The organism is Pseudomonas sp. YuFO20, assembly GCF_035064975.1.
GTDB classification, from domain to species: Bacteria; Pseudomonadota; Gammaproteobacteria; order Pseudomonadales; family Pseudomonadaceae; genus Aquipseudomonas; species Aquipseudomonas putida_AE.
The window spans coordinates 55,506-74,437 of the sequence record NZ_JAXDEO010000020.1 but is presented as its reverse complement, the minus strand read 5'-3'; the positions used below and the strand labels follow the sequence as shown (position 1 = coordinate 74,437).

Annotated in this window: 14 protein-coding genes and 3 pseudogenes; 7 read left to right on the top strand and 10 right to left on the bottom strand. The window is 59.9% G+C overall.

All coding sequences use genetic code 11. From position 1 onward, the window contains the following. Positions 1-252: 252 nt before the first annotated feature. Positions 253-1,434 (bottom strand): acetyl-CoA C-acyltransferase family protein, encoded by a 1,182-nt coding sequence (locus tag SOP85_RS13390; RefSeq protein WP_323627203.1) that lies wholly within the window; start codon positions 1,432-1,434, stop codon positions 253-255. Then, complete coding sequence (locus SOP85_RS13385; RefSeq protein WP_323627202.1) at positions 1,431-2,213, bottom strand: enoyl-CoA hydratase-related protein; 783 nt, start codon at positions 2,211-2,213, stop codon at positions 1,431-1,433. The genes SOP85_RS13390 and SOP85_RS13385 overlap by 4 nt, the downstream gene beginning before the upstream one ends. 218 nt (positions 2,214-2,431) lie before the next feature. Between SOP85_RS13385 and SOP85_RS13380 the strand changes: the two genes are divergently transcribed. Genes SOP85_RS13380 through SOP85_RS13370 form a run of 3 tightly spaced genes read left to right on the top strand, consistent with a single transcriptional unit; the run spans position 2,432 to position 5,899 of the window. Next, positions 2,432-3,538, top strand: a complete 1,107-nt coding sequence (locus SOP85_RS13380; protein WP_323627201.1) for a polyamine ABC transporter substrate-binding protein — start codon at positions 2,432-2,434, stop codon at positions 3,536-3,538. Positions 3,539-3,575: 37 nt separating this feature from the next. Next, on the top strand, positions 3,576-4,994 hold the full coding sequence (locus SOP85_RS13375) for an aminotransferase (protein ID WP_323627200.1): 1,419 nt from the start codon (positions 3,576-3,578) through the stop codon (positions 4,992-4,994). Next, complete coding sequence (locus SOP85_RS13370; protein WP_274075487.1) at positions 4,991-5,899, top strand: LuxR C-terminal-related transcriptional regulator; 909 nt, start codon at positions 4,991-4,993, stop codon at positions 5,897-5,899. Before SOP85_RS13375 ends, SOP85_RS13370 begins: the two co-directional genes overlap by 4 nt. Positions 5,900-5,953: 54 nt before the next feature. Here the strand turns inward: SOP85_RS13370 and SOP85_RS13365 are convergent, their stop codons facing one another. The 3 genes and pseudogenes from SOP85_RS13365 to SOP85_RS31370 form a co-directional block, all read right to left on the bottom strand. Further along, positions 5,954-6,262: an addiction module antidote protein gene (locus SOP85_RS13365; protein WP_274075486.1), complete on the bottom strand. Its 309-nt coding sequence runs from the start codon at positions 6,260-6,262 to the stop codon at positions 5,954-5,956. Positions 6,263-6,276: 14 nt separating this feature from the next. Further along, positions 6,277-6,384 (bottom strand): annotated as a pseudogene (locus SOP85_RS13360) (type II toxin-antitoxin system RelE/ParE family toxin); the annotation flags it as partial. Positions 6,385-6,614: 230 nt separating this feature from the next. Continuing rightward, positions 6,615-6,710, bottom strand: a pseudogene (locus SOP85_RS31370) (DUF6124 family protein); the annotation flags it as partial. Positions 6,711-6,950: 240 nt separating this feature from the next. On the opposite strand from SOP85_RS31370, the gene SOP85_RS13355 reads away from it, so the two are divergent. The 4 genes and pseudogenes from SOP85_RS13355 to SOP85_RS13340 all read left to right on the top strand — a co-directional run. Continuing rightward, positions 6,951-9,692: a glycoside hydrolase family 19 protein gene (locus SOP85_RS13355; RefSeq protein ID WP_323627199.1), complete on the top strand. Its 2,742-nt coding sequence runs from the start codon at positions 6,951-6,953 to the stop codon at positions 9,690-9,692. Then, the gene (locus SOP85_RS13350) at positions 9,685-10,461 is read left to right on the top strand and encodes a hypothetical protein (RefSeq protein WP_323627198.1); all 777 of its coding nucleotides are present in this window, start codon (positions 9,685-9,687) and stop codon (positions 10,459-10,461) included. The genes SOP85_RS13355 and SOP85_RS13350 overlap by 8 nt, the downstream gene beginning before the upstream one ends. An 8-nt stretch (positions 10,462-10,469) precedes the next feature. After that, the gene (locus SOP85_RS13345) at positions 10,470-11,693 is read left to right on the top strand and encodes a hypothetical protein (protein WP_323627197.1); all 1,224 of its coding nucleotides are present in this window, start codon (positions 10,470-10,472) and stop codon (positions 11,691-11,693) included. A 29-nt stretch (positions 11,694-11,722) separates the two neighbouring features. After that, positions 11,723-11,839: pseudogene (locus SOP85_RS13340) on the top strand (helix-turn-helix transcriptional regulator); the annotation flags it as partial. 473 nt (positions 11,840-12,312) lie between these two features. Here SOP85_RS13340 and paaZ read toward each other — a convergent pair. The 5 genes from paaZ to paaE form a co-directional block, all read right to left on the bottom strand. After that, complete coding sequence (paaZ, locus tag SOP85_RS13335; protein WP_323627196.1) at positions 12,313-14,382, bottom strand: phenylacetic acid degradation bifunctional protein PaaZ; 2,070 nt, start codon at positions 14,380-14,382, stop codon at positions 12,313-12,315. Positions 14,383-14,440: 58 nt separating this feature from the next. Then, positions 14,441-15,694: an OprD family porin gene (locus SOP85_RS13330; RefSeq protein WP_323606875.1), complete on the bottom strand. Its 1,254-nt coding sequence runs from the start codon at positions 15,692-15,694 to the stop codon at positions 14,441-14,443. A 22-nt stretch (positions 15,695-15,716) separates the two neighbouring features. Beyond that, positions 15,717-17,363 (bottom strand): cation acetate symporter, encoded by a 1,647-nt coding sequence (locus SOP85_RS13325; RefSeq protein ID WP_323606874.1) that lies wholly within the window; start codon positions 17,361-17,363, stop codon positions 15,717-15,719. Further along, positions 17,360-17,668, bottom strand: coding sequence for a DUF485 domain-containing protein (locus SOP85_RS13320; protein WP_007978006.1), 309 nt, complete (start codon positions 17,666-17,668; stop codon positions 17,360-17,362). The genes SOP85_RS13325 and SOP85_RS13320 overlap by 4 nt, the downstream gene beginning before the upstream one ends. 166 nt (positions 17,669-17,834) lie before the next feature. After that, entirely contained in the window at positions 17,835-18,911 is a 1,077-nt protein-coding gene (gene paaE, locus SOP85_RS13315; RefSeq protein WP_323627195.1) for a 1,2-phenylacetyl-CoA epoxidase subunit PaaE, read from the bottom strand. Between the last annotated feature and the right edge of the window lie 21 nt (positions 18,912-18,932).

The following is an 18,932-nucleotide window of genomic DNA, read 5'->3' as shown; positions in this document are numbered from 1 at the left end:
ATTTAGTCGCAAATGATTTTTGCTGCCGGCTGTCAGGTGTTCGTTTGGAGGAGGGGGCGGGTCGTGGATGGCGGTCGAAGCGGCGGCGCGGTGATGTTGACGGTTGAGACGGTCCTGTAGGAGCTGCCGCAGGCTGCGATCTTTTGACCTTGATTTTTTTAGATCAAAAGATCGCAGCCTCGTTTCACTCGACAGCTCCTACAGCTCCTACAGCTCCTACAGGTCCTACAGGTCCTACAGGGAGCAGGGGGGTCAGGCGCGTTCGAAGATCGCCGCGATCCCCTGGCCGCCGCCGATGCACATGGTCACCAGCGCGTAACGGCCGCCGGTGCGGTGCAGTTCGTGGATGGCCTTGGTGGCGATGATGGCGCCGGTCGCGCCCACCGGGTGACCCAGGGCGATGCCCGAGCCGTTCGGGTTGACCTTGGCCGGATCCAGATCCAGTTCCTGGCTGACCGCACAGGCTTGCGCCGCGAACGCGATGTTGGCTTCGACCACGTCCATGTCGGCGACGGTCAGGCCGGCGCGCTTGAGTGCCAGGCGGGTGGCCGGGATTGGGCCCAGGCCCATCAGTGTCGGTTCGACGCCGGCGTGGGCGTAGCTGACCAGGCGGGCGAGTGGGCGCAGGTTGTTGACCTGTACCGCCGCGCCGGTGGCCATGACCAGTGCCGCAGCACCGTCGTTCAGGCCGGAGGCGTTGCCGGCGGTGACCGAGCCGTCCTTCTTGAAGGCTGGCTTCATCGCCGCCAACTGTTCCAGGGACGTGGCGCGTGGATGCTCGTCGACGCTGAACAGCTTGGTGCCCTTGCGATCCGGAATCTCGACGGTCGCGATCTGATCAACGAAGTAGCCGTTGGCAATCGCATGGGCGGCGCGTTTCTGGTCTTCGAAAGCCAGGGTATCCTGCATTTCGCGGGTGATGCCGTTGCGTTCGGCGACGTTCTCCGCGGTGATGCCCATGTGGATGTTGTGGAACGGGTCATGCAGGATGCCCAGCATGTAGTCGACGGCCTGGACGTTGCCCATGCGCGCGCCCCAACGGGCGGATGGCAGCAGGTACGGCCCGCGGCTCATGGATTCGGCACCGGCGCCGACGGCGATGTCGGCATCGCCCAGCATCAGGGTCTGCGCCGCGCTGATGATCGCCTGCAGGCCGGAGCCGCAGAGGCGGTTGACGTTGTAGGCCGGGGTTTCTTTCGGGATGCCGGCGTTCATCGCGGCGACCCGGGAGATGTAGGCGTCGCGGGTTTCGGTCGGGATCACGTGGCCCATCACCAGGTGGCCGACGAGCGCCGGGTCCACGGCGGCGCGTTCCAGGGCGGCTTTCACTGCAGTGGTCGCGAGCTCGGCCGGTGGTACGTCCTTGAGGGAACCGCCGAAGGTGCCAATGGCGGTACGGGCGGCGCTGACGACGTAAATTTCCGGAGTGTTCATGGCTGTGTTCCTTTCGGTGGATTCTTATCTGTACTGCGATTGAGCAGGGCGTTCAAGGCCGTTTTCGCCTCGACGGTATTGAGGCGCTGGATGAACAGCAGGTTTTCTTCGCGCAAGGTGGCTTGCAGTTCGGCCATGCCGGCCTGGGTCATCAGTTGTCGGGACTGACGCAAGGCTTGCGGAGGCATGGCCAGGAAGCGCTGGGCGATCTTTTCTGCCGCGGCCAGGCATTGCTCGCCGTCATCGAAGGCTTCGTTGGCCAGGCCCCAGGCCACCGCCTCGTTGCCGTCGAGGCTGTCGCCCAACAGCAGCAAGCGCGCGGCGCGAGCCTGGCCCAGGCGGCGTGGCAGCAGCAGGCTGGCGCCGAACTCGGGGCACAGGCCCAGATTGACGAACGGCGTGCGCAACTTGGCGTTGCGGGTCACCAGCACCTGATCGCAATGCAGCAGCAGGGTGGTGCCGATGCCGATGGCCGGCCCGCACACCGCCGCAATCAAAGGCTTCTGCAGGTGGGTGACGGCGCGCATCAGGCGGAAGGCCGGGCTGTCCAGGTGCGTCGGCGGATCTTGCAGGAAGTCCACCAGGTCGTTGCCACTGGTAAAGCAGTTCGCACCACCGGTCACGATGATCACGCGAATTTCGTCGTTCTCGTCAGCCGCAAACAGCAGGTCGGCCAAGCGCGTGTACATGCCATTGGTCAACGCATTGAGCTTGTCCGGGCGATCGATGGTCAGTGTCAGCACGCCATCGTGATGGTCTTGCTTGATCAGGTCGGTCATTGCTGGCTCTTGCAGAGTCGGTTCGACGGCCACTTTAAGCGTCAGCTTAGCCCCACAGCTATGACAAAACGGGTCAACCGACCTGATGCTTTTTGCCATATCGCGCCGTCAAAGCCGCCCACACACCCATTCGGGGTATGGTGCGGTCCGGCGAATCCACCAATAGTAGGGTCATCCGCTCATCCAGAGCCGAACTCGCTTGATAAGGTGCATTTGCTATGGGCAAGACACTGCTTAAGGTGATTTCCAGTCTGTTTGTTGTACCCCTGACCCTGAGTGCCCACGCTGGCGAGGTGAACGACAGCAATACGCTGCGGCTGTACAACTGGGCGGACTACATCGGCGAGAAAACCCTGGCTGATTTCGAAAAGGCCACCGGCATCAAGGTGATCTACGACACCTTCGATGCCTATGAAACGGTGCAGGCCAAGTTGCTCACCGGCCACTCCGGTTACGACCTGATCGTGCTCAACGCGTCCCTCGCGCCGCCGTTGATCCAGGCCAAGGTGTTCCAGCCGCTGGATAAAAAGCTACTGCCGGGCTGGAGCAACCTGGACCCGAAAGTCCTGCAAGACCTGCAAGGGTTCGACCCGGGCCCGACCTATTCGGCGCCTTACACCTGGGGCAGCAACGGCATCACCTACAACGTCGACAAGATCAAGGAGCGCATGCCGGATGCGCCGATCGGCTCGCTGGCGATGATTTTCGATCCGAAGATCGTCTCGCGCTTCGCCGACTGCGGCGTGACCCTGGTCGATGCGCCCACCGAAGTGATCCCCCTGGCCCTCAAGTACCTGGGCCGCGATCCACGCAGCGCCAAGCCCGAGGACCTGAAGGCGGCGCAGGAACTGCTGCTGTCGGTGCGGCCGTACATCCGCAAGTTCGATTCGGTCAATTACCTGACCAGCCTGCCCAACGGTGATGTGTGCATGGCCATGACCTGGTCAGGCGACTACGCGACGGCCATGGCTCGCGCCGAAGAAGCCAAGCTGAACATCAACCTGTCCTATTTCATTCCCAAGGAAGGCTCGTTGATCTGGTTCGACAACATGTACATCCCGGCCGACGCGCCCCATGTCGCCAATGCCCACAAGTTTCTTGAATACCTGATGCAGCCGCAGGTGATGGCGGACGTCACCGACTACATCCATTACGCCAACAGCAACGCGGCAGCCACGCCATTGTTGAACGCCGATGTGCGCAACAACCCGGCGATTTACCCCGATGAAGCCACCCGCGAGCGTCTGTTCCCGCAGAAGACCCAGGACGCCAAGGACATGCGGGCCATGACCCGGGTCTGGAGCACCGTGAAAAGCGGCATCTGATTCGTTCGATCGTTAGTCAATCCGGTTAGAGGTTTTTATGGCGACGCCAACACGCAGCGTTTTTTCCCCCGCGGACGAGTCCCGGCTGGTCAAGGCCGACAAGGCCCACCATATGCACGGCTATCACGTGTTCGACGAACACGCCGAGCAAGGCTCGCTGAACATCGTTGCCGGTGACGGCGCCTATATCTACGACACCCAGGGCAACCGCTTTCTCGATGCCGTGGGCGGCATGTGGTGCACCAACATCGGCCTGGGCCGTGAGGAAATGGCCGAGGCCATCGCCGACCAGGTGCGGCAACTGGCCTATTCCAACCCGTTTTCCGACATGTCCAATAACGTCGCCATCGAGCTGTGCGAGAAACTCGCCAGCCTGGCCCCCGGCGACCTCGACCACGTGTTCCTGACTACCGGCGGCTCAACCGCCGTGGACACCGCGTACCGGCTGATCCAGTACTACCAGAACTGCCGTGGCAAACCGGAAAAGAAGCACGTCATCGCCCGTTTCAACGCGTACCACGGCTCCACCACCCTGACCATGTCGATCGGCAACAAGGCCGCCGACCGGGTGCCGGAGTTCGATTACGCCAACCCGCTGATCCACCACGTGTCCAACCCCAACCCCTACCGCGCGCCGGAGGGCATGGACGAGGCGCAGTTCCTCGAGTTCCTGGTCAAGGAGTTCGAAGACAAGATCCACTCGATCGGCGCCGACAAGGTCGCCGGCTTCTTCGCCGAGCCAGTGATGGGCTCAGGCGGGGTGATCATTCCGCCAAAGGGTTACCTCAAGCGCATGTGGGAAGTCTGCCAGCGCTACGACATCCTCTTTGTCGCCGACGAGGTGGTGACGTCGTTCGGGCGCCTGGGCAAGTTTTTCGCCTCTCTCGATGTCTTCGACGTGCAGCCTGACATCATCACCACCGCCAAGGGCCTGACCTCGGCCTACCTGCCGCTGGGGGCGTGCATCTTTTCCGACCGCATCTGGAAGGTCATCGCCGAGCCGGGCAAGAGCCGTTGCTTTACCCACGGCTTCACCTACAGCGGCCATCCGGTCTGCTGCACGGCGGCGCTGAAGAACATCGAGATCATCGAGCGGGAAAACCTGCTGGCCCACGTCGACGATGTCGGCGGCTACCTGGAACAGCGCCTGGCCACCTTGCGCGATCTGCCCCTGGTGGGTGATGTGCGCTGCCTGAAACTGATGGCGTGCGTGGAGTTCGTCGCCGACAAGCGCACCAAGGCGTTGTTCGCCGACGAGATCAACATCGGCGAGAAAATCCATGTGCGCGCCCAGGCCCGGGGATTGTTGGTGCGGCCGATCATGCACCTGAACGTGATGTCGCCGCCGCTGATCCTCACCTATCCCCAGGTCGATGAAATCGTCGAGATCCTGCGAGTTTGCATTCTCGAAGTGGCAGCCGAACTTGAGGCGAGCGGACAGTACGCCGGCCAATGATTTCGTCAGTCCGGCTGTTACCAAGGGGGTGTTCAGCCGCTAGACTGCGGGGCATGAGCAGACCAAACGACGATACGCTGATCGCGGTGCCCTTCGGGGCATTGCATAAATGGCATGGGGGCATGCGCGAGGCCTTCGCCCATGTCGATGAGCCTGACGCGCTGCAATACCTGGTGACGGCGTTGGGCCAACTGGTGTCCATCGAGTCGGTGATGATCAGTCTGGAGCGCAAGGACCGCGCACCGCAGTTGCTGCATCAGCGCGGCATTGCCCAGGAGTACCAGGTGTCGATCCTCGAGCGCTATTTTGCCGGGGGGTATCTGCTCGACCCGTTCTGCCTGGCGGTGGAGCAGGGCCTGGCGCAGGGTTTCTATCACCTTGCGGACATTGCGCCGGACAACTTCTTCGACAGTGACTACTACAAGACCTACTACCTGAAGGCGAACTGTTCGGAAGACAGCTACTACATCGTCGATACGGGCAATGACACGAAAATCTCCGTGAGCCTGTTTCAAGGTTTCGGCGGCGACTGCCTGGGCGTCGAGCAATTGAACCTGCTGCGCGCCGTCGAACCGCTGGTGCGAGAATTCATCAGCGAATTCAGCCGGCGTGGCCTGCAACGTAGCAGCAAGATCCAGGGCGATAACGATCAAGGCCTGCGCGATGATCTCAAGCATCGGGTGCAATCGGCGTTCGAGCAATTCGGTTGCGACCTGCTCACCGAACGCGAGCGGGAAGTGGCGCACATGGTGCTCAGGGGCCACTCGGTGAAATCCACGGCCAGCCAGATGAACATCTCCCCGGAAACCGTGCGCATGCACCGCAAGAATCTGTATCTGAAGCTGGAGGTGGGGTCGCAGTCGGAGTTGTTTGCGTTGTTTATCGAGTGGTTGCGCGGGCATTGAAAGTCAAAAGCTCGTCGGAACGCGGCCCGAACCACCTCAAACCCTGTGATTCATTCAAGGGTTCGAGTGATTGATGACATGACCCGGCTGCGCATACAAATCGATACCCAGTGCGTGAATCACTTTCAAAACCGTATGGAAGCGGGGTTTTGCGCCTGGAGCGAAGGCCTTGTACAGACTTTCGCGACCCATTCCGGAATCTTTGGCTACCTGTGTCATGCCACGCGCCTTTACCACGTACCCGATGGCACGAAGAAACTCCTCATTGTCACCATCCGCTAGCACCTGGGACAGGTATTCGCTGATGGCCTCATCGCTGTCGAGCAAAGTCGCCATGTCGAAAATCGTCAAAGTCTGGCTCATGGTTAAACCTCCTTTGCGCAAGCGCGTTCAATGCGACGAGCTATGGCAATCCTTGCCCGCAAATCACGGATTGAGGCGTGCCAGGCGCAGAAGATCGCTGTTTGCTGGACAAGATAATTCATTGCGCGACTGTATCCAAATGGATACGGCTGAACAGTCAGACATTTCTTGGATTGCCGATGATTTTTCCGAGGAATGAGAGGGACTGTGTGGTGATCAGTCTCCGTGTTTACGACCAACTTCAGAATGTCATAGCTGGCCACCAGCTCACCCGGCTGGTGTGTGACTTCCACATCCCACGCCACCCCCGCCTCGCGGGATGCCCCGCGAGCTTTTCTTGCGATGGTCGATCTTATTTAGACGGATCAATCCGATCCAGCGCCCGATTCACCGCCAGTTCGCCCAGTAGTCTGACCGGGGCAATGCCTGGCAGCGTATGACGATAGGTCTCCTTCGAAGGCACTGTGACTTTCACAAAGTAACGTGAGGGCCTTTTAACAAGCGCTCAGAAGCGTCCTACGCCTCAATCAGAAGCGTCCTATTTCCACCTCGACTGACTTCGTAAAAGCTTGCGAGCGTTGGCACGCGGATGGTTACAAAAATCCTCTGCTGCCTAAGCGACTGCCGGCCCTCCGATGCTGACAGTTTCGCTGCCTGATCCCCTTTCGTTACAAGGAACGTACACGCCATGGCAAAGTTGCTCGACTGGATTTTTGGACGCCACTACGACTCAACCACCCCCAGGTCCATGCCCCCGGTCGGGCCAACGCGCGAACCCCAACCCATATCCCCAACGACGGCCCCGAAAACCGACGGCTTGCCACCGCTGAAAAACTGGTGCCACCCATTCAAGGACACGCGCACCCCGTTGCAGCAGTTGACCCACCTGGCCAACGCCAACGCCGGTTACTACCCCTTGGGGCGCAATGGCCTGTGGCACGGCGGCGTGCATTTCGACAGCGGTACCGCCGTGGGCCTGAAGCAATCCAGCGTGCACTGCCTGGCCGACGGCGAAGTGGTGGCTTACCGCATTGATACGTACTCGCCGACAACGACGTACTTCGTCAATGAAGAAGTTGAAAAAACCTTCTCGCGCAACTTCGTGCTGGTCCGCCACCACCTGCAGCCGCCGACGATCCAGGACAGCACGGAGACGCCGCCGAGCCTGATCTTCTACAGCCTGTACATGCACCTGCAGGATTGGGTGATGTATGACGAGGATCCGACCCTCGCGCGCCCCGGATTCTGGCCCGAAGTGCACCGGGTCAAGGCCACGGCAAACGATCCACATCCCGACGATCCCGAACAACGCGGCCTGCACGTTTACTACCGCCCCCGGTCCGGCAAGGTCGCCGACTTCCTGCCCCGCGGCGTCGAGGTGGTCATCAGCGGCCAGGGCGATTACCGCCGCCTGAAAAACCGCCTGGGCCCGGCCAGCCTGAGCAACGACGACGGTTCTCTGCGCGGTTATATCGCCTCCCGATATCTGCAGTCGCAGGTGGGTGGCGAGCATCGCATCGAAACGAGGGGAGACGAGCTCAACGTGCGTCCCGAAGCGAGCCTGCGCAACGAGGCAATCAGTAAGCTGCCCGATGGCACGATCGTCACCGTCAGCGGTGAAGGCGATTTTCGCAAACTGGAACGGCTCCCCCAGTACGTACAGTTCGCGGGGCTTCAAAGCGTACTGGAACCGCTGGCGACGGACCGGATCGTGGTCCTCGACACCCCCGTCGCGATCAAGGCTGGAGACTTGATCGGTCACGTCGGCCTGTATCAGGACGGTGGCGCGAGTCAGCCGGAAAAGAAGCTGCACCTGGAAACGTTCAGCGGTGATGACGTCGAGGCGTTCATCGACGCCAGTCGGGTTTGGGCCGATCGCCTGCCGGAAAAAGACCGAACCTGGCTCAAACTCGCCAAGGGCACTCCTGTGGTGCCGCCTGAAGGCAATATCACCGCTGCGAAACTACAGGTGGCGAGTGCTTCCAGCCCACTCAGTGCTGCCGACTTGCTGGTCCCCAAGAAGTTGCTCGATGATCTGCCAGCAGACCGAAAAATCCAGGTACCCGCGACCCCGACGCGCAAAGCCCGCACTTGGTATCGCCTGGAAAATTTGCTGCACGACGCCAACCACAATCTTCTCGATGGTTGGGTCTGTGAAGAGCCAGGTGTAACAACCTGGGTCAATCCGTGGGTTTGGGAAGGCTACGACGTCATCATCGACTACAGCCGACCCAAACACTTGATGGCCTCTTTTCTCAGCGCAGTCGCCCGTTTCACCGAAGCACAGCGCGAGCGTTATCGGCCCATTGCCGAAAAAGACGACAAGGGCCCGATGAAAAGCCGCTTGTACGAGATCATCGATCGCAATCGCGACGGCAAGATGACAGCCACTGAATTGCAGGCAGCTCTTGAACTGCCGGCTCATGCGCAGTCGATTTCGCAGATGATCCTGTACAAGGAAAGCGAGTGGTTTCACCAGCCGAAAATATGGGACGCATTGGATGAGTTGCTAGGCCATAGCGGCTCTACGCCGCACTTGAACTGGTTGGCGGAGAAGCAGCGGATTGCAGAGATGGGGTGGTGGAAGGAAGTCACGGAGCAGGTGGGGCTGCCTTCTTGGGGGAGTGCGTATCACTTTCATCCCGTTGGGATGATGGGTCACTTCTCGAACAGTGAAAACGGAATACTGAACTGCAAAATATGCGGCGTAACGCTCAAATTAACGAAAGATTTTTTGAGCGAAATATGCGGTTATGAAGTGGACCCGCTTTTCATCAATGCAATGGTCGAAGCATCTAAAAGCCTGTTCAATAAATACGGAGTAGATAGCTGTGAGCAAGTCACGCATCTGCTAGCGCAAGCAAAGAAGGAGACTGGCGGATTTGTACATTTTCGAGAGTCCTTGAACTATTCTAGGCGCACATACACTGCCGCCAAACTTTATAGATTATCTCCAACTGTTATCAACGCGGGATTTTCTAGAAAAGGGCTCTCCTTCACAAGCGATGAAGAAAAACTTGGTTGGATAGATGAACACCTTATAGGCAACGATGCAGCTTACGGCCTACATTGTTACGGCAATGCTAATCAGCCAGGAAAAGATTTTAGGGGGCGAGGATTGATCCATCTCACTCATTATGAAACCTACAAGAAATGCGCCAAAGACACAGGTCTGCCGATTGACTCTAATCCAGAGCTCTTGGAGAAAGATTTCTCTGTTGCCATAGAAACAGCACTGTGGTTCTGGAAGGTAAGGCGTATAGCAGCGATTGCTGAAGATCCTTCCCTGAATGGGGACGTCAGCGTTACTGCAGTGACTCGCCCCATAAACATCGGATTGGCAGGTTTGTCCGAGCGACAAAAATACAAGCAGGAGATCACTAAAGAATTTAATACTCATTTTGATAGTCGGTGTAAAAGAAATGATTAAGTTAATTATATTTTTTGTTTGCTTGCTTGGGTCAACGGCAAAGGCGGGTGATGAAGGGTGCAGCGGTATTGGCCTTCGGAAAGCTTATAGCGCTATGGATGTGCACGGAGTGAAAGCATGCTTTCTCTACACAAAAGCAGATGTGCAAACTGAAGGGCAGTTGTCCCGTGATCCCGATGAAATATCCATCTTCTCGGTTATTCCACCTGAAAGTCCAAAGCTTGTTTATAAGTTTCCATATGCGGGCACGAAAGGAGAAATCACCGAAGCTTTTTTCCTTCCAGTTGCTGGGGTGGACGAGGAAATGCTCTTCGTTATACATCGAATGGAAGCGCCAAGATCGTGGGATTCGATAAGTGACATCTATAATGTTAGCGCTTTTAGGTGGGAGAGTGGGGCTCTACATCTGGATCAAAAGCGTACACGTTTTTTTGATTTGGGTGGGGATACTATCGATGAGCAGGGGCGATCAACGTTTGCATATCCTTACAAAGATAAAAAAAGTGTAGAGGCGGCGATTAGTTCGCCATTGTTTTACAGCGTCATCGCTGACAACAAAATCACAGGCACCATTCTGGAGAAAACATTTCTTCATGATGGTGATTCCGAACCGTTACCGCAAAATTCTAGCAAGATGTATTTAATAAAGGGGGACAGGGTTGTAGTGGAGGATTCGATGGCCGGATGGTGCAGGGTTTCATACCAAGCAAAAGTAAAGATAATTAAGAAGTGGGCGCAGTGCAAGTCAATAAACTTTTCGGCGAGTTAGGTGAAATCATGGCAATCAGACTGGATAAAATACCTCCTCTCGCTTTGCGCCCTCAACGACCACGATTTTTACTTTGGCTCGGCCTGTTGTTGCTGTTTTGTTTGCTGGGCACAGGAGGGGCACTGGTGTTCGGCGATGAAAAGCTACCCGAGCGGCCTTTGGATTTCTGGCGTGAAGCCTTGAGCATTCCACTCCTGGCTTGGTGCGTGCTGGGTTTCGGGCGAGTGCTGTTGCACGTCGGCGAACAAGGTGCTGCCGATGGTTGGGATGAAGCTCGCGAGGAAGACATTAGCCGCAAGATTCGTCTGGGGCGTCGCTCGCAACAGGTGTTGGCAGTGAGTTTGCAGACTGCGCTTCGAGAGCCTGGGGATGATCCGGCAATACAACTGGAGGCTCTGTTGAGTGGGACGATGGCGCTGCAGTCACAAGCGTCCAGAATGGATGGAGCAACGCTGCGCCATAGTTGTTTATCCTGCGACGCGGATGAAAATCCGGAAGCAATATTGCTGAGTATCTGGGCGCAGACGCTCGCCGACCTGGTGCCCACTTTGGCGCAGTTGCCGGACGATCAACCGCTGGCCCTGTTGCTGGACGTCGACAGCGGTTTGCCGGAGAACCAATGGCGCCGAGTCTGGCGACAGGCATGGCGCGAATCCGGTATTCGCCAGCCCGTTACCCCTGTCGACGGGAGCGGTCTGGCTGCACTGGACCGGTGGCTCGACCAGCGTATTGAGGATCGGGCGATGCTGATGGTGTTGGCCGTGCAGTTTGCGCCGCTGCAGCCTGAGCGCACGGCGGAAGCCGCCGTCGGCTTGTTGTTTGGCAACCGTCTGACGCAAACCACATTAGCGCCGATAGCCTATCTTCATCGCCCGGAGCAGGAGCGCAAGCCCACCTCCGATGCTCTGCTTTACGCTACGCGCCAGGCCCTTGATTGGGTACCGCTTGAATCAACATCAATCGAGCGGGTTTGGCGAGTGGGTATTGACGTGCAACGGGCTGTCGCTGTCGCGAGCGTATTGAGTAAGGTCCCCATGTCTGTCAATAAGACGGGGTTGAGCGACCTGGATGCAATGTTGGGTCATCCAGGCTGCGCGTCACCTTGGGTGGCCATCGCGGCTGGGACGCAGGCGATTGCGCGTGGTGGTGGACCGCAATTCATCTTCAGTGGCGGGGGTGCAGCTGGGCTGTGGGGTACGGTGTTAATGCCGGTATCAGCACTTTTGAAATAGTTCTGGCGGAGAGCTCTACCGTCAGCCAGATGAACATCTCACCGGAAACCGTGCGCATGCACCGCAAGAATCTGTATCTGAAGCTGGAGGTGGGGTCGCAGTCGGAGTTGTTTGCGTTGTTTATCGAGTGGTTGCGCGGGCACTGAGTCTGGCGGTTGACCACAGACCGTGGGCCGCCGAGATCCAATGTGGGAGCGGGCTTGCTCGCGAATACGGACTGACATTCAACATTACTGTTGACTGATACAGCGCATTCGCGAGCAAGCCCGCTCCCACATTGGTTTCTGATTGACCTCAAGATCTGTGGTCAACCAAAAGCCGACGACCGCGTGTACTTCATCGATTGCCCAGTTGGGTGAAGCGGAGAAGGACGGCAAGGTCGTCACCCCAATGCACCTGGACGCCGAGTGATGGGCAAACACTGCAATTAAACAACACACATACCAATGTGGGAGCCAGCCTGCTGGCGATAGCGCTGTAACAGTCAACATAGGCGTTGGATGTCACACCGCTATCGCCAGCAGGCTAGCTCCCACAGTTGTTTTGCCTAGACCGAAATAGAGGCCCCGACACGAATGCCGGGGCCTGTAATGACCACATCCTTGTGCCCTGTTTTTGATCAATCCTCGCGCTTGACCACCAGCGTCAGAATGTCATAGCTGGCCACCAGCTCACCCAACTGGTTGGTCACTTCCACATCCCACGCCACCACCCCTTGCGGAATGCCTTGCGGGCTCTTCTTGCCCTGGTCGATCTTGCGTTTGCAGGTCAGGCGCGCCTGGATGGTGTCGCCGATGCCCACCGGGTTGATGAAGCGCAGGGTGTCCAGGCCGTAGTTGGCCAGGACCGGGCCGACGCCAGGGGATACGAACAGCCCGGCCGCCGCCGACAGCACGAAGTAACCGTGGGCGATGCGCTTGCCGAACTGCGATTCCTTGGCGGCGATGTCATCGAAGTGCATGTAGAAGTGATCGCCCGACAGGCAGCCGAAGTTCACCAGGTCCGCTTCGGTGACGGTGCGACGGTGAGTCAGCAGCGACTCGCCGATCTGCAGGTCCTGGAAGTAGCGACGGAACGGGTGCACCTCGGTTTCGATGACCTTGGCGCCGCGCACGTATTCGCCGGTGACCGCTGCCAGCATGGTCGGCGAGCCTTGTACCGCCGCGCGTTGCAGGTAGTGCTTCACTGCGCGCAGGCCGCCGAGTTCTTCACCGCCGCCGGCGCGACCCGGGCCGCCGTGCTTGAGTTGCGGCAGCGGCGAGCCGTGGCCGGTGGATTCGCCGGCGCAGTGGCGATCCAGTACCAGCAGACGCCCATGCAACGCAGCCGCCACCGGAATGGCCTTGGCGGCGATCTGCGGGTCCTTGGTCACCAGGCTGGCGACCAGGCTGCCCTTGCCGCGCGCGGCCAGGGCCAGTGCTTCGTCCAGGTCGTCGTAGACCATCAGGGTGCTGACCGGGCCGAACGCTTCGATGTCGTGGGCACCGCCTTCGGCGTGCGGGTCGCGGGCTTGCAGCAGGGTCGGGGCGAAGAACGCGCCCTTGTCGACATTCTCGCCACGCGGTTCGAAACCGTCGCGGGCGCCGAACAGCATGTCGCTGCTCTGCAAGAGGGCTTCCAGGCGTTCGGCCACGTCTTTCTGCTGGTCGTGGGAGGCCAGCGCACCCATGCGCACACCTTCCACTGACGGGTCGCCGACCACGACTTTGGCCAGGCGATCACGCAGGCGGGTAGCAACGGCGTCGATGTGCTTGGCCGGGACGATGGCGCGGCGGATGGCGGTGCATTTCTGCCCGGCCTTGGTGGTCATTTCCCGGGCGACTTCCTTGATGAACAGCTCGAACTCTTCGTCGTCCGGGGTGACGTCCGGGGCGAGAATCGCGCAGTTCAGCGAGTCGGCTTCTGCGGTGAACGGCACCGAGTTGCGGATCAGGTTCGGGTTGACCCGCAGCTTGGCCGCGGTGTCGGCGGAACCGGTGAAGGTCACCACGTCCTGGCCTTGCAGGCGGTCGAGCAGGTCGCCGGTGCCGCCGATGATCAGTTGCAGGCTGCCCGCCGGGAGCAGGCCGGATTCGTCCATCAGGCGCACCACGGCTTCGGTCAGGTAGCTGGTGGCGCTGGCCGGTTTGACGATGCATGGCATGCCGGCGAGGAAGCTCGGGGCGAATTTTTCCAGCATGCCCCAGATCGGGAAGTTGAAGGCATTGATGTGCACGGCCACGCCGCCGCGCGGCACCAGGATGTGGGTGCCGGCGAAGGTGCCCATTTTGCTCAGCTGCAGCGCCGGGCCTTCGTGCACCACGTTACCCGACGGCAGCTCCCGCGCACCAAGGCTGGCGTAGGTGAACAGGGTGCTGTTGCCACCCTCGATGTCGATCCAGCTGTCGGCACGGGTCGCGCCGCTGTGGTGGGAAGTCGCGTAGAGCTGTTCCTTGCGTTCGCTCAGGTACAGGGCCAGGGCCTTGAGGCGCTGGGCGCGTTGCTGGAAGTCCAGCGCCATCAGGCCGCTGACGCCTTGGCGGCGACCGTGTTCGATGGCTTCTGCGAAGTCCGGACGCTCTTCATGGGTACGGAAGATTTCATGGCCATCGAGGGCACTGCGCAAGACTTGTGCGCCGTGTTGGCCGATCCAGCGACCGGCGATGAAGCTCTGCAGGGTCGGGGCATGCAGTGTAGGTGAGGAGGACATCACGATTGCTCCTGATTGTGAAAAGTCTGGGTGCGGTCGCGACCGCACCCTTGCGGAATTACCAAAGCGCCAGGGTGTAACCGACGATCAATCGGTTCTCATCGAGGGCGGTCGTCAGGCCATTGCCGGAGCGGAAGGTCACGTTGCGCCAGCGCAGGCTGACGTTCTTCAACACACCGCTCTGGATGACGTAGCTGATATCGGTGTCGCGTTCCCATTCGCGCCCGTTGTCGACGGTGCCTGCCTTGACGTGGCGACCATCGGTGTAGCGGGTCATGAAGGTCAGGCCGGGAATGCCTTGGGCGGCGAAGTCATAGTCGTAGCGCAGCTGCCAGGAATCTTCCTCGGCGCGGGTAAAGGTATTGAAGGTCACCAGGTTGACCACGTACGGATCGCCGCCGTTGAGGAACGGAAAGGCGCTGTCGCCGGACAACTGCTGGTAGGCGGCACTGACCTTGTGGGCACCCTGGGATACGGTGAACATGCCGTTGAAGTTGCGGTTGTCGATGCGTCCGGCCTTTTCCGCGCCGTCGCCGCGGCTGTCGAAATAACGCAGGTCGCTGCGCAGGTTGAAACCGTTGCCCAGTGGTTGCGTATGCACCAGTCCGGCGAATTGCTGCCGATAGATCTGCTCGAGCTTGCCGTAGTAGTAGCTCACATTCAGTTGCGGGCTGAATGCGTAGCTGCCGCCGCCGAAGTCGAAGTGATCGCTGCTGGCGGCGGCGTAGCCGATGTCGTCGTTGCTGGAGGAGTCGCGCAGGTTGGCCTTGGTCAGGCGTCCGGCGTTCAGCGTCAGGCCGTCGATTTCCTGGCTGGTCAGCAATCCACCTTCAAAGGTCGAACCCAGCAGGCGGGTGTCGTTGTAAGTTGCCACGGGCAACAAGGGTTGCAGGGTGCCGAGCTTCAACAGGCTTTTCGACACGCGCAGTTTGCCGGTCAGGCCCAGTTCGCTGTAGTCGTCGTCGGGTTCATGGCTCTGCGGGCCAAAGGGCAGCAGGCCAGTGCCACGGCGATCCGGGCTGGAGTCGAGCTTGATCCCCAACTCGCCCAGGGCGTCGAGACCGAATCCGAAGGTGCCGTCGGTGAACCCGGATTCGACACGCGCCGTGAAGCCCTGGGCCCATTCTTCGGCCTTGGCTTGCGGCGCGTTGTCCTGGCGGAAATCGCGGTTGAGGTAGAGGTTGCGCATTTCAATACGGGCCTTGCTGTCGCCGATGAAGTCGGCCATGGCGCTTGGCGCGAACAGGGGTAGACTCAATGCGGCGGCCAGGGAAAACAGTGATTCACAAGGTGCGTTACGTGCGGGCTTCATTATTTTTATTCCCTGCCAATATTCAGTGTTTGCTGGCGCCAGAGGCACCGATACCGGTCATCGAGCGGATGAACTGCGCCAGATAACGGCCGCGCTCAAGGGCTGCACGGGGCGAGGTGTCGGTGACGGAAAACAGCCAAGCACTGAAGAACGCGAGGCTCATGGAAAACAGCGCCGGGTTGGAGTACGGGAACAGCGCCTTGTCGTGATGCATCACGTTGACCCACACCGCCGGGCTCAGCACCAGCAGGACAATCGCCGAGACCAGTCCGGACAGGCTGCCGACGACGGCGCCGCGGGTGGTCAGGCCTTTCCAGTACATCGAAAGGAACAGCACCGGGAAATTCACCGACGCGGCGATGGCCAGCACCAGGCCCGAGAGGAAGGCGATGTTCTGCGACTCGAACAGCAGGCCGAGGATGATCGCCAGCACACCGATGCACAGGGTGGCGATACGCGATACGCGCATTTCCTGCTGTTCCGTGGCCTGGCCTTTGCGCATCACGCAGGCATACAGGTCATGGGACACCGCCGAGGCGCCGGACAGTGCCAGTCCGGCAACCACCGCCAGGATGGTGGCGAAGGCAACCGCCGAGATGAAGCCGAGGAACAGGTTGCCGCCCACGGCCTGGGCCAGGTGCACGGCGATCATGTTGCCGCCGCCGATGATCGCGCCGCTGGCGTCACGGAATGCCGGATCGGTGCCGACCATGACGATGGCGCCAAAGCCGACGATGATCAGCAGCAAGTAGAAGTAGCCGATGAAACCGGTGGCGTAGAACACGCTTTTACGCGCTTCCTTGGCATCGCTGACGGTGAAGAAACGCATCAGGATGTGCGGCAGGCCGGCGGTGCCGAACATCATGCCCAGCCCCAGGGAAATCGCATCGATCGGGTTGGACAGCAAGCCGCCGGGGGCCATGATCGCGTTGCCCTTGGCATGCACGGCGGTGGCGCCGGCAAACATCGCTTCAGTGCTGAAACCGAAATGCTTGAGCACCATGAACGCCATGAAGCTGGTGCCGAACAACAGCATCACGGCCTTGATGATCTGCACCCAGGTGGTGGCGAGCATGCCGCCGAAGGTCACGTAGAACACCATCAATACGCCGACCAGCATGACGGCGTAGAGGTAGTCGATGCCGAACAGCAACTCGATCAGCTTGCCGGCGCCGACCATCTGCGCCACCAGGTACATCAGGGCTACGGTCAGGGTGCCGAACGCCGAAGTCAGGCGCACCGGCGTCTGTTCCAGGCGGTAGGAAACCACGTCGGCAAAGGTGTACTTGCCGAGGTTGCGCAGGCGTTCGGCGATCAGGAACAGGATGATCGGCCAGCCGGCCAATACGCCCAGTGCGTAGAGCAGGCCGTCGTAGCCATTGAGGAACATCATCGCGGAAATGCCGAGGAACGAGGCTGCCGAGATCATGTCACCGGCAATCGCCAGACCGTTCTGGAAACCGGTCATGCCGCCGCCGGCCGTGTAGAAGTCGCTGGCGGAACGGGTGCGCAGGGCAGCCCAGCGTGTCACGCCAAGGGTGAACAGGACGAACACCATGAACATGCCGATGGCGTTCCAGTTCAATGGTCGGGAAGCGCCGTCGGCGGCCACTGCCAAATCAGTGACCACCGCCAGCGGCAGAAGGAACAACGCAAGAAGACGGCTCATCGGGCGCACTCCTGCTTGAGTTTTTCATTCAGCGGGTCGATCACGTTGTTGGCGCGATAGACATAGAACCCCGTCAGCGCAAAGGCCAGCCCGACGATGACGACACCCACCAGCATGCCCACGGTGGTCACGCCGCCGCTCAGGGATTGGCCGAGGGTAGAAGGGGAGAAAGCCACCAGCAGCACGAAGCCGTAATAGATCACCAGCATGGCCAGACTCAGTGACCAGTACAGTTTCTGTTTGCGGCGCACCAGCTGGATGAAATCCGGGTGCTGGCGGATGAGTTCTATTTCCTGGGGTGTCATGACGCGCGCTCCTTTGTTGTTTTTGTTTTGGGTGAAACAGTGTGTTCGGGTCGATCACCGGTCCCCCTGTAGGAGCTGGCTTGCCAGCGAAGGCGGCCTGAAAACATACAGTGATCTCAAGGGCCTCTTCGCTGGCAAGCCTGCTCCTACAGGGTTTTGCGTTGTTTCAGAGCTGGTCGAAATCCAGCACCACCTTGTCGCTGATCGGGAAGGCCTGGCACGACAGCACATAACCGGCGGCCACCTCGTAGTCTTCCAGGGCGTGGTTGCTGTCCATTTCCACTTCGCCTTCGACGACCTTGCACTTGCAGGTCGAGCACACGCCGGCCTTGCACGAGTAGGGCAGTTCGGCGCCCTGGGCGTTGCCGGCGTCGAGGATGCTCTGGCTGTTGCGCGGCAGGTCGAAGGCCAGGGCGCGGCCGTCGCTGATCACGGTGATCTGGCTGACTGCTGCATCCACCTGGCGCGCCGCTTCGCGGGCCTCGCGTTTCTGCTGGCTGCCAGCAGCGGCGAAGAGTTCGAAGTGGATTCGCTCGGGCGCCATATCCTTGGCCTTGAGGCTGTCGCGCACGGTTTCGGTCATTTCCTGCGGGCCGCAGATGAAAGCGGTGTCGAGGGCCTTGACGTCGAGCCAGCGGCTGAACAGTTGCTCGCATTTCTCGGCGTTGATCCGGCCGTTGTACAGGTCGACATCCTGCTGCTCGCGGCTGAACACGAAGATCAGGTTCAAGCGCTGCAGGTAGCGGTTCTTCAGGTCTTCCAGCTGTTCGCGGAACAGGGCGCCGGAGCTGGAGCGGTTGCCGTACAGCACGGTGACGCGGCTGTTGGGCTCGGTTTGCAGGGTGGTCTTGATGATCGACAGGATCGGCGTGATGCCGCTGCCGGCCGCGACCGCCAGGTAGTTGCCGTGGCGAGCGGGGTCGAGTTCCACGCTGAAATGCCCGGCGGGCGGCATCACTTCCAGGCTGTGCCCGGCCTTGAGCTGTTCGTTGGCAAACGCGGAAAAGCGTCCACCGGCCACACGCTTGATGGCGACACGCAGTTCACCGTCGTTGACACCGGTGCAGATCGAATAGGAGCGGCGCACTTCTTCGCCGTCCAGTTGGGTACGCATCACCAGGTGCTGGCCCTGGGTGTAATGAAAGCTGTCTTGCAGATCCTGCGGAATCTCGAAGGCGATGGACACCGCATCACGGGTCTCGGTGCGCACATCCTTGATGGTCAGGCTGTGAAATTTGCTCATTGTTGTTCTCCAGCTGGGTCG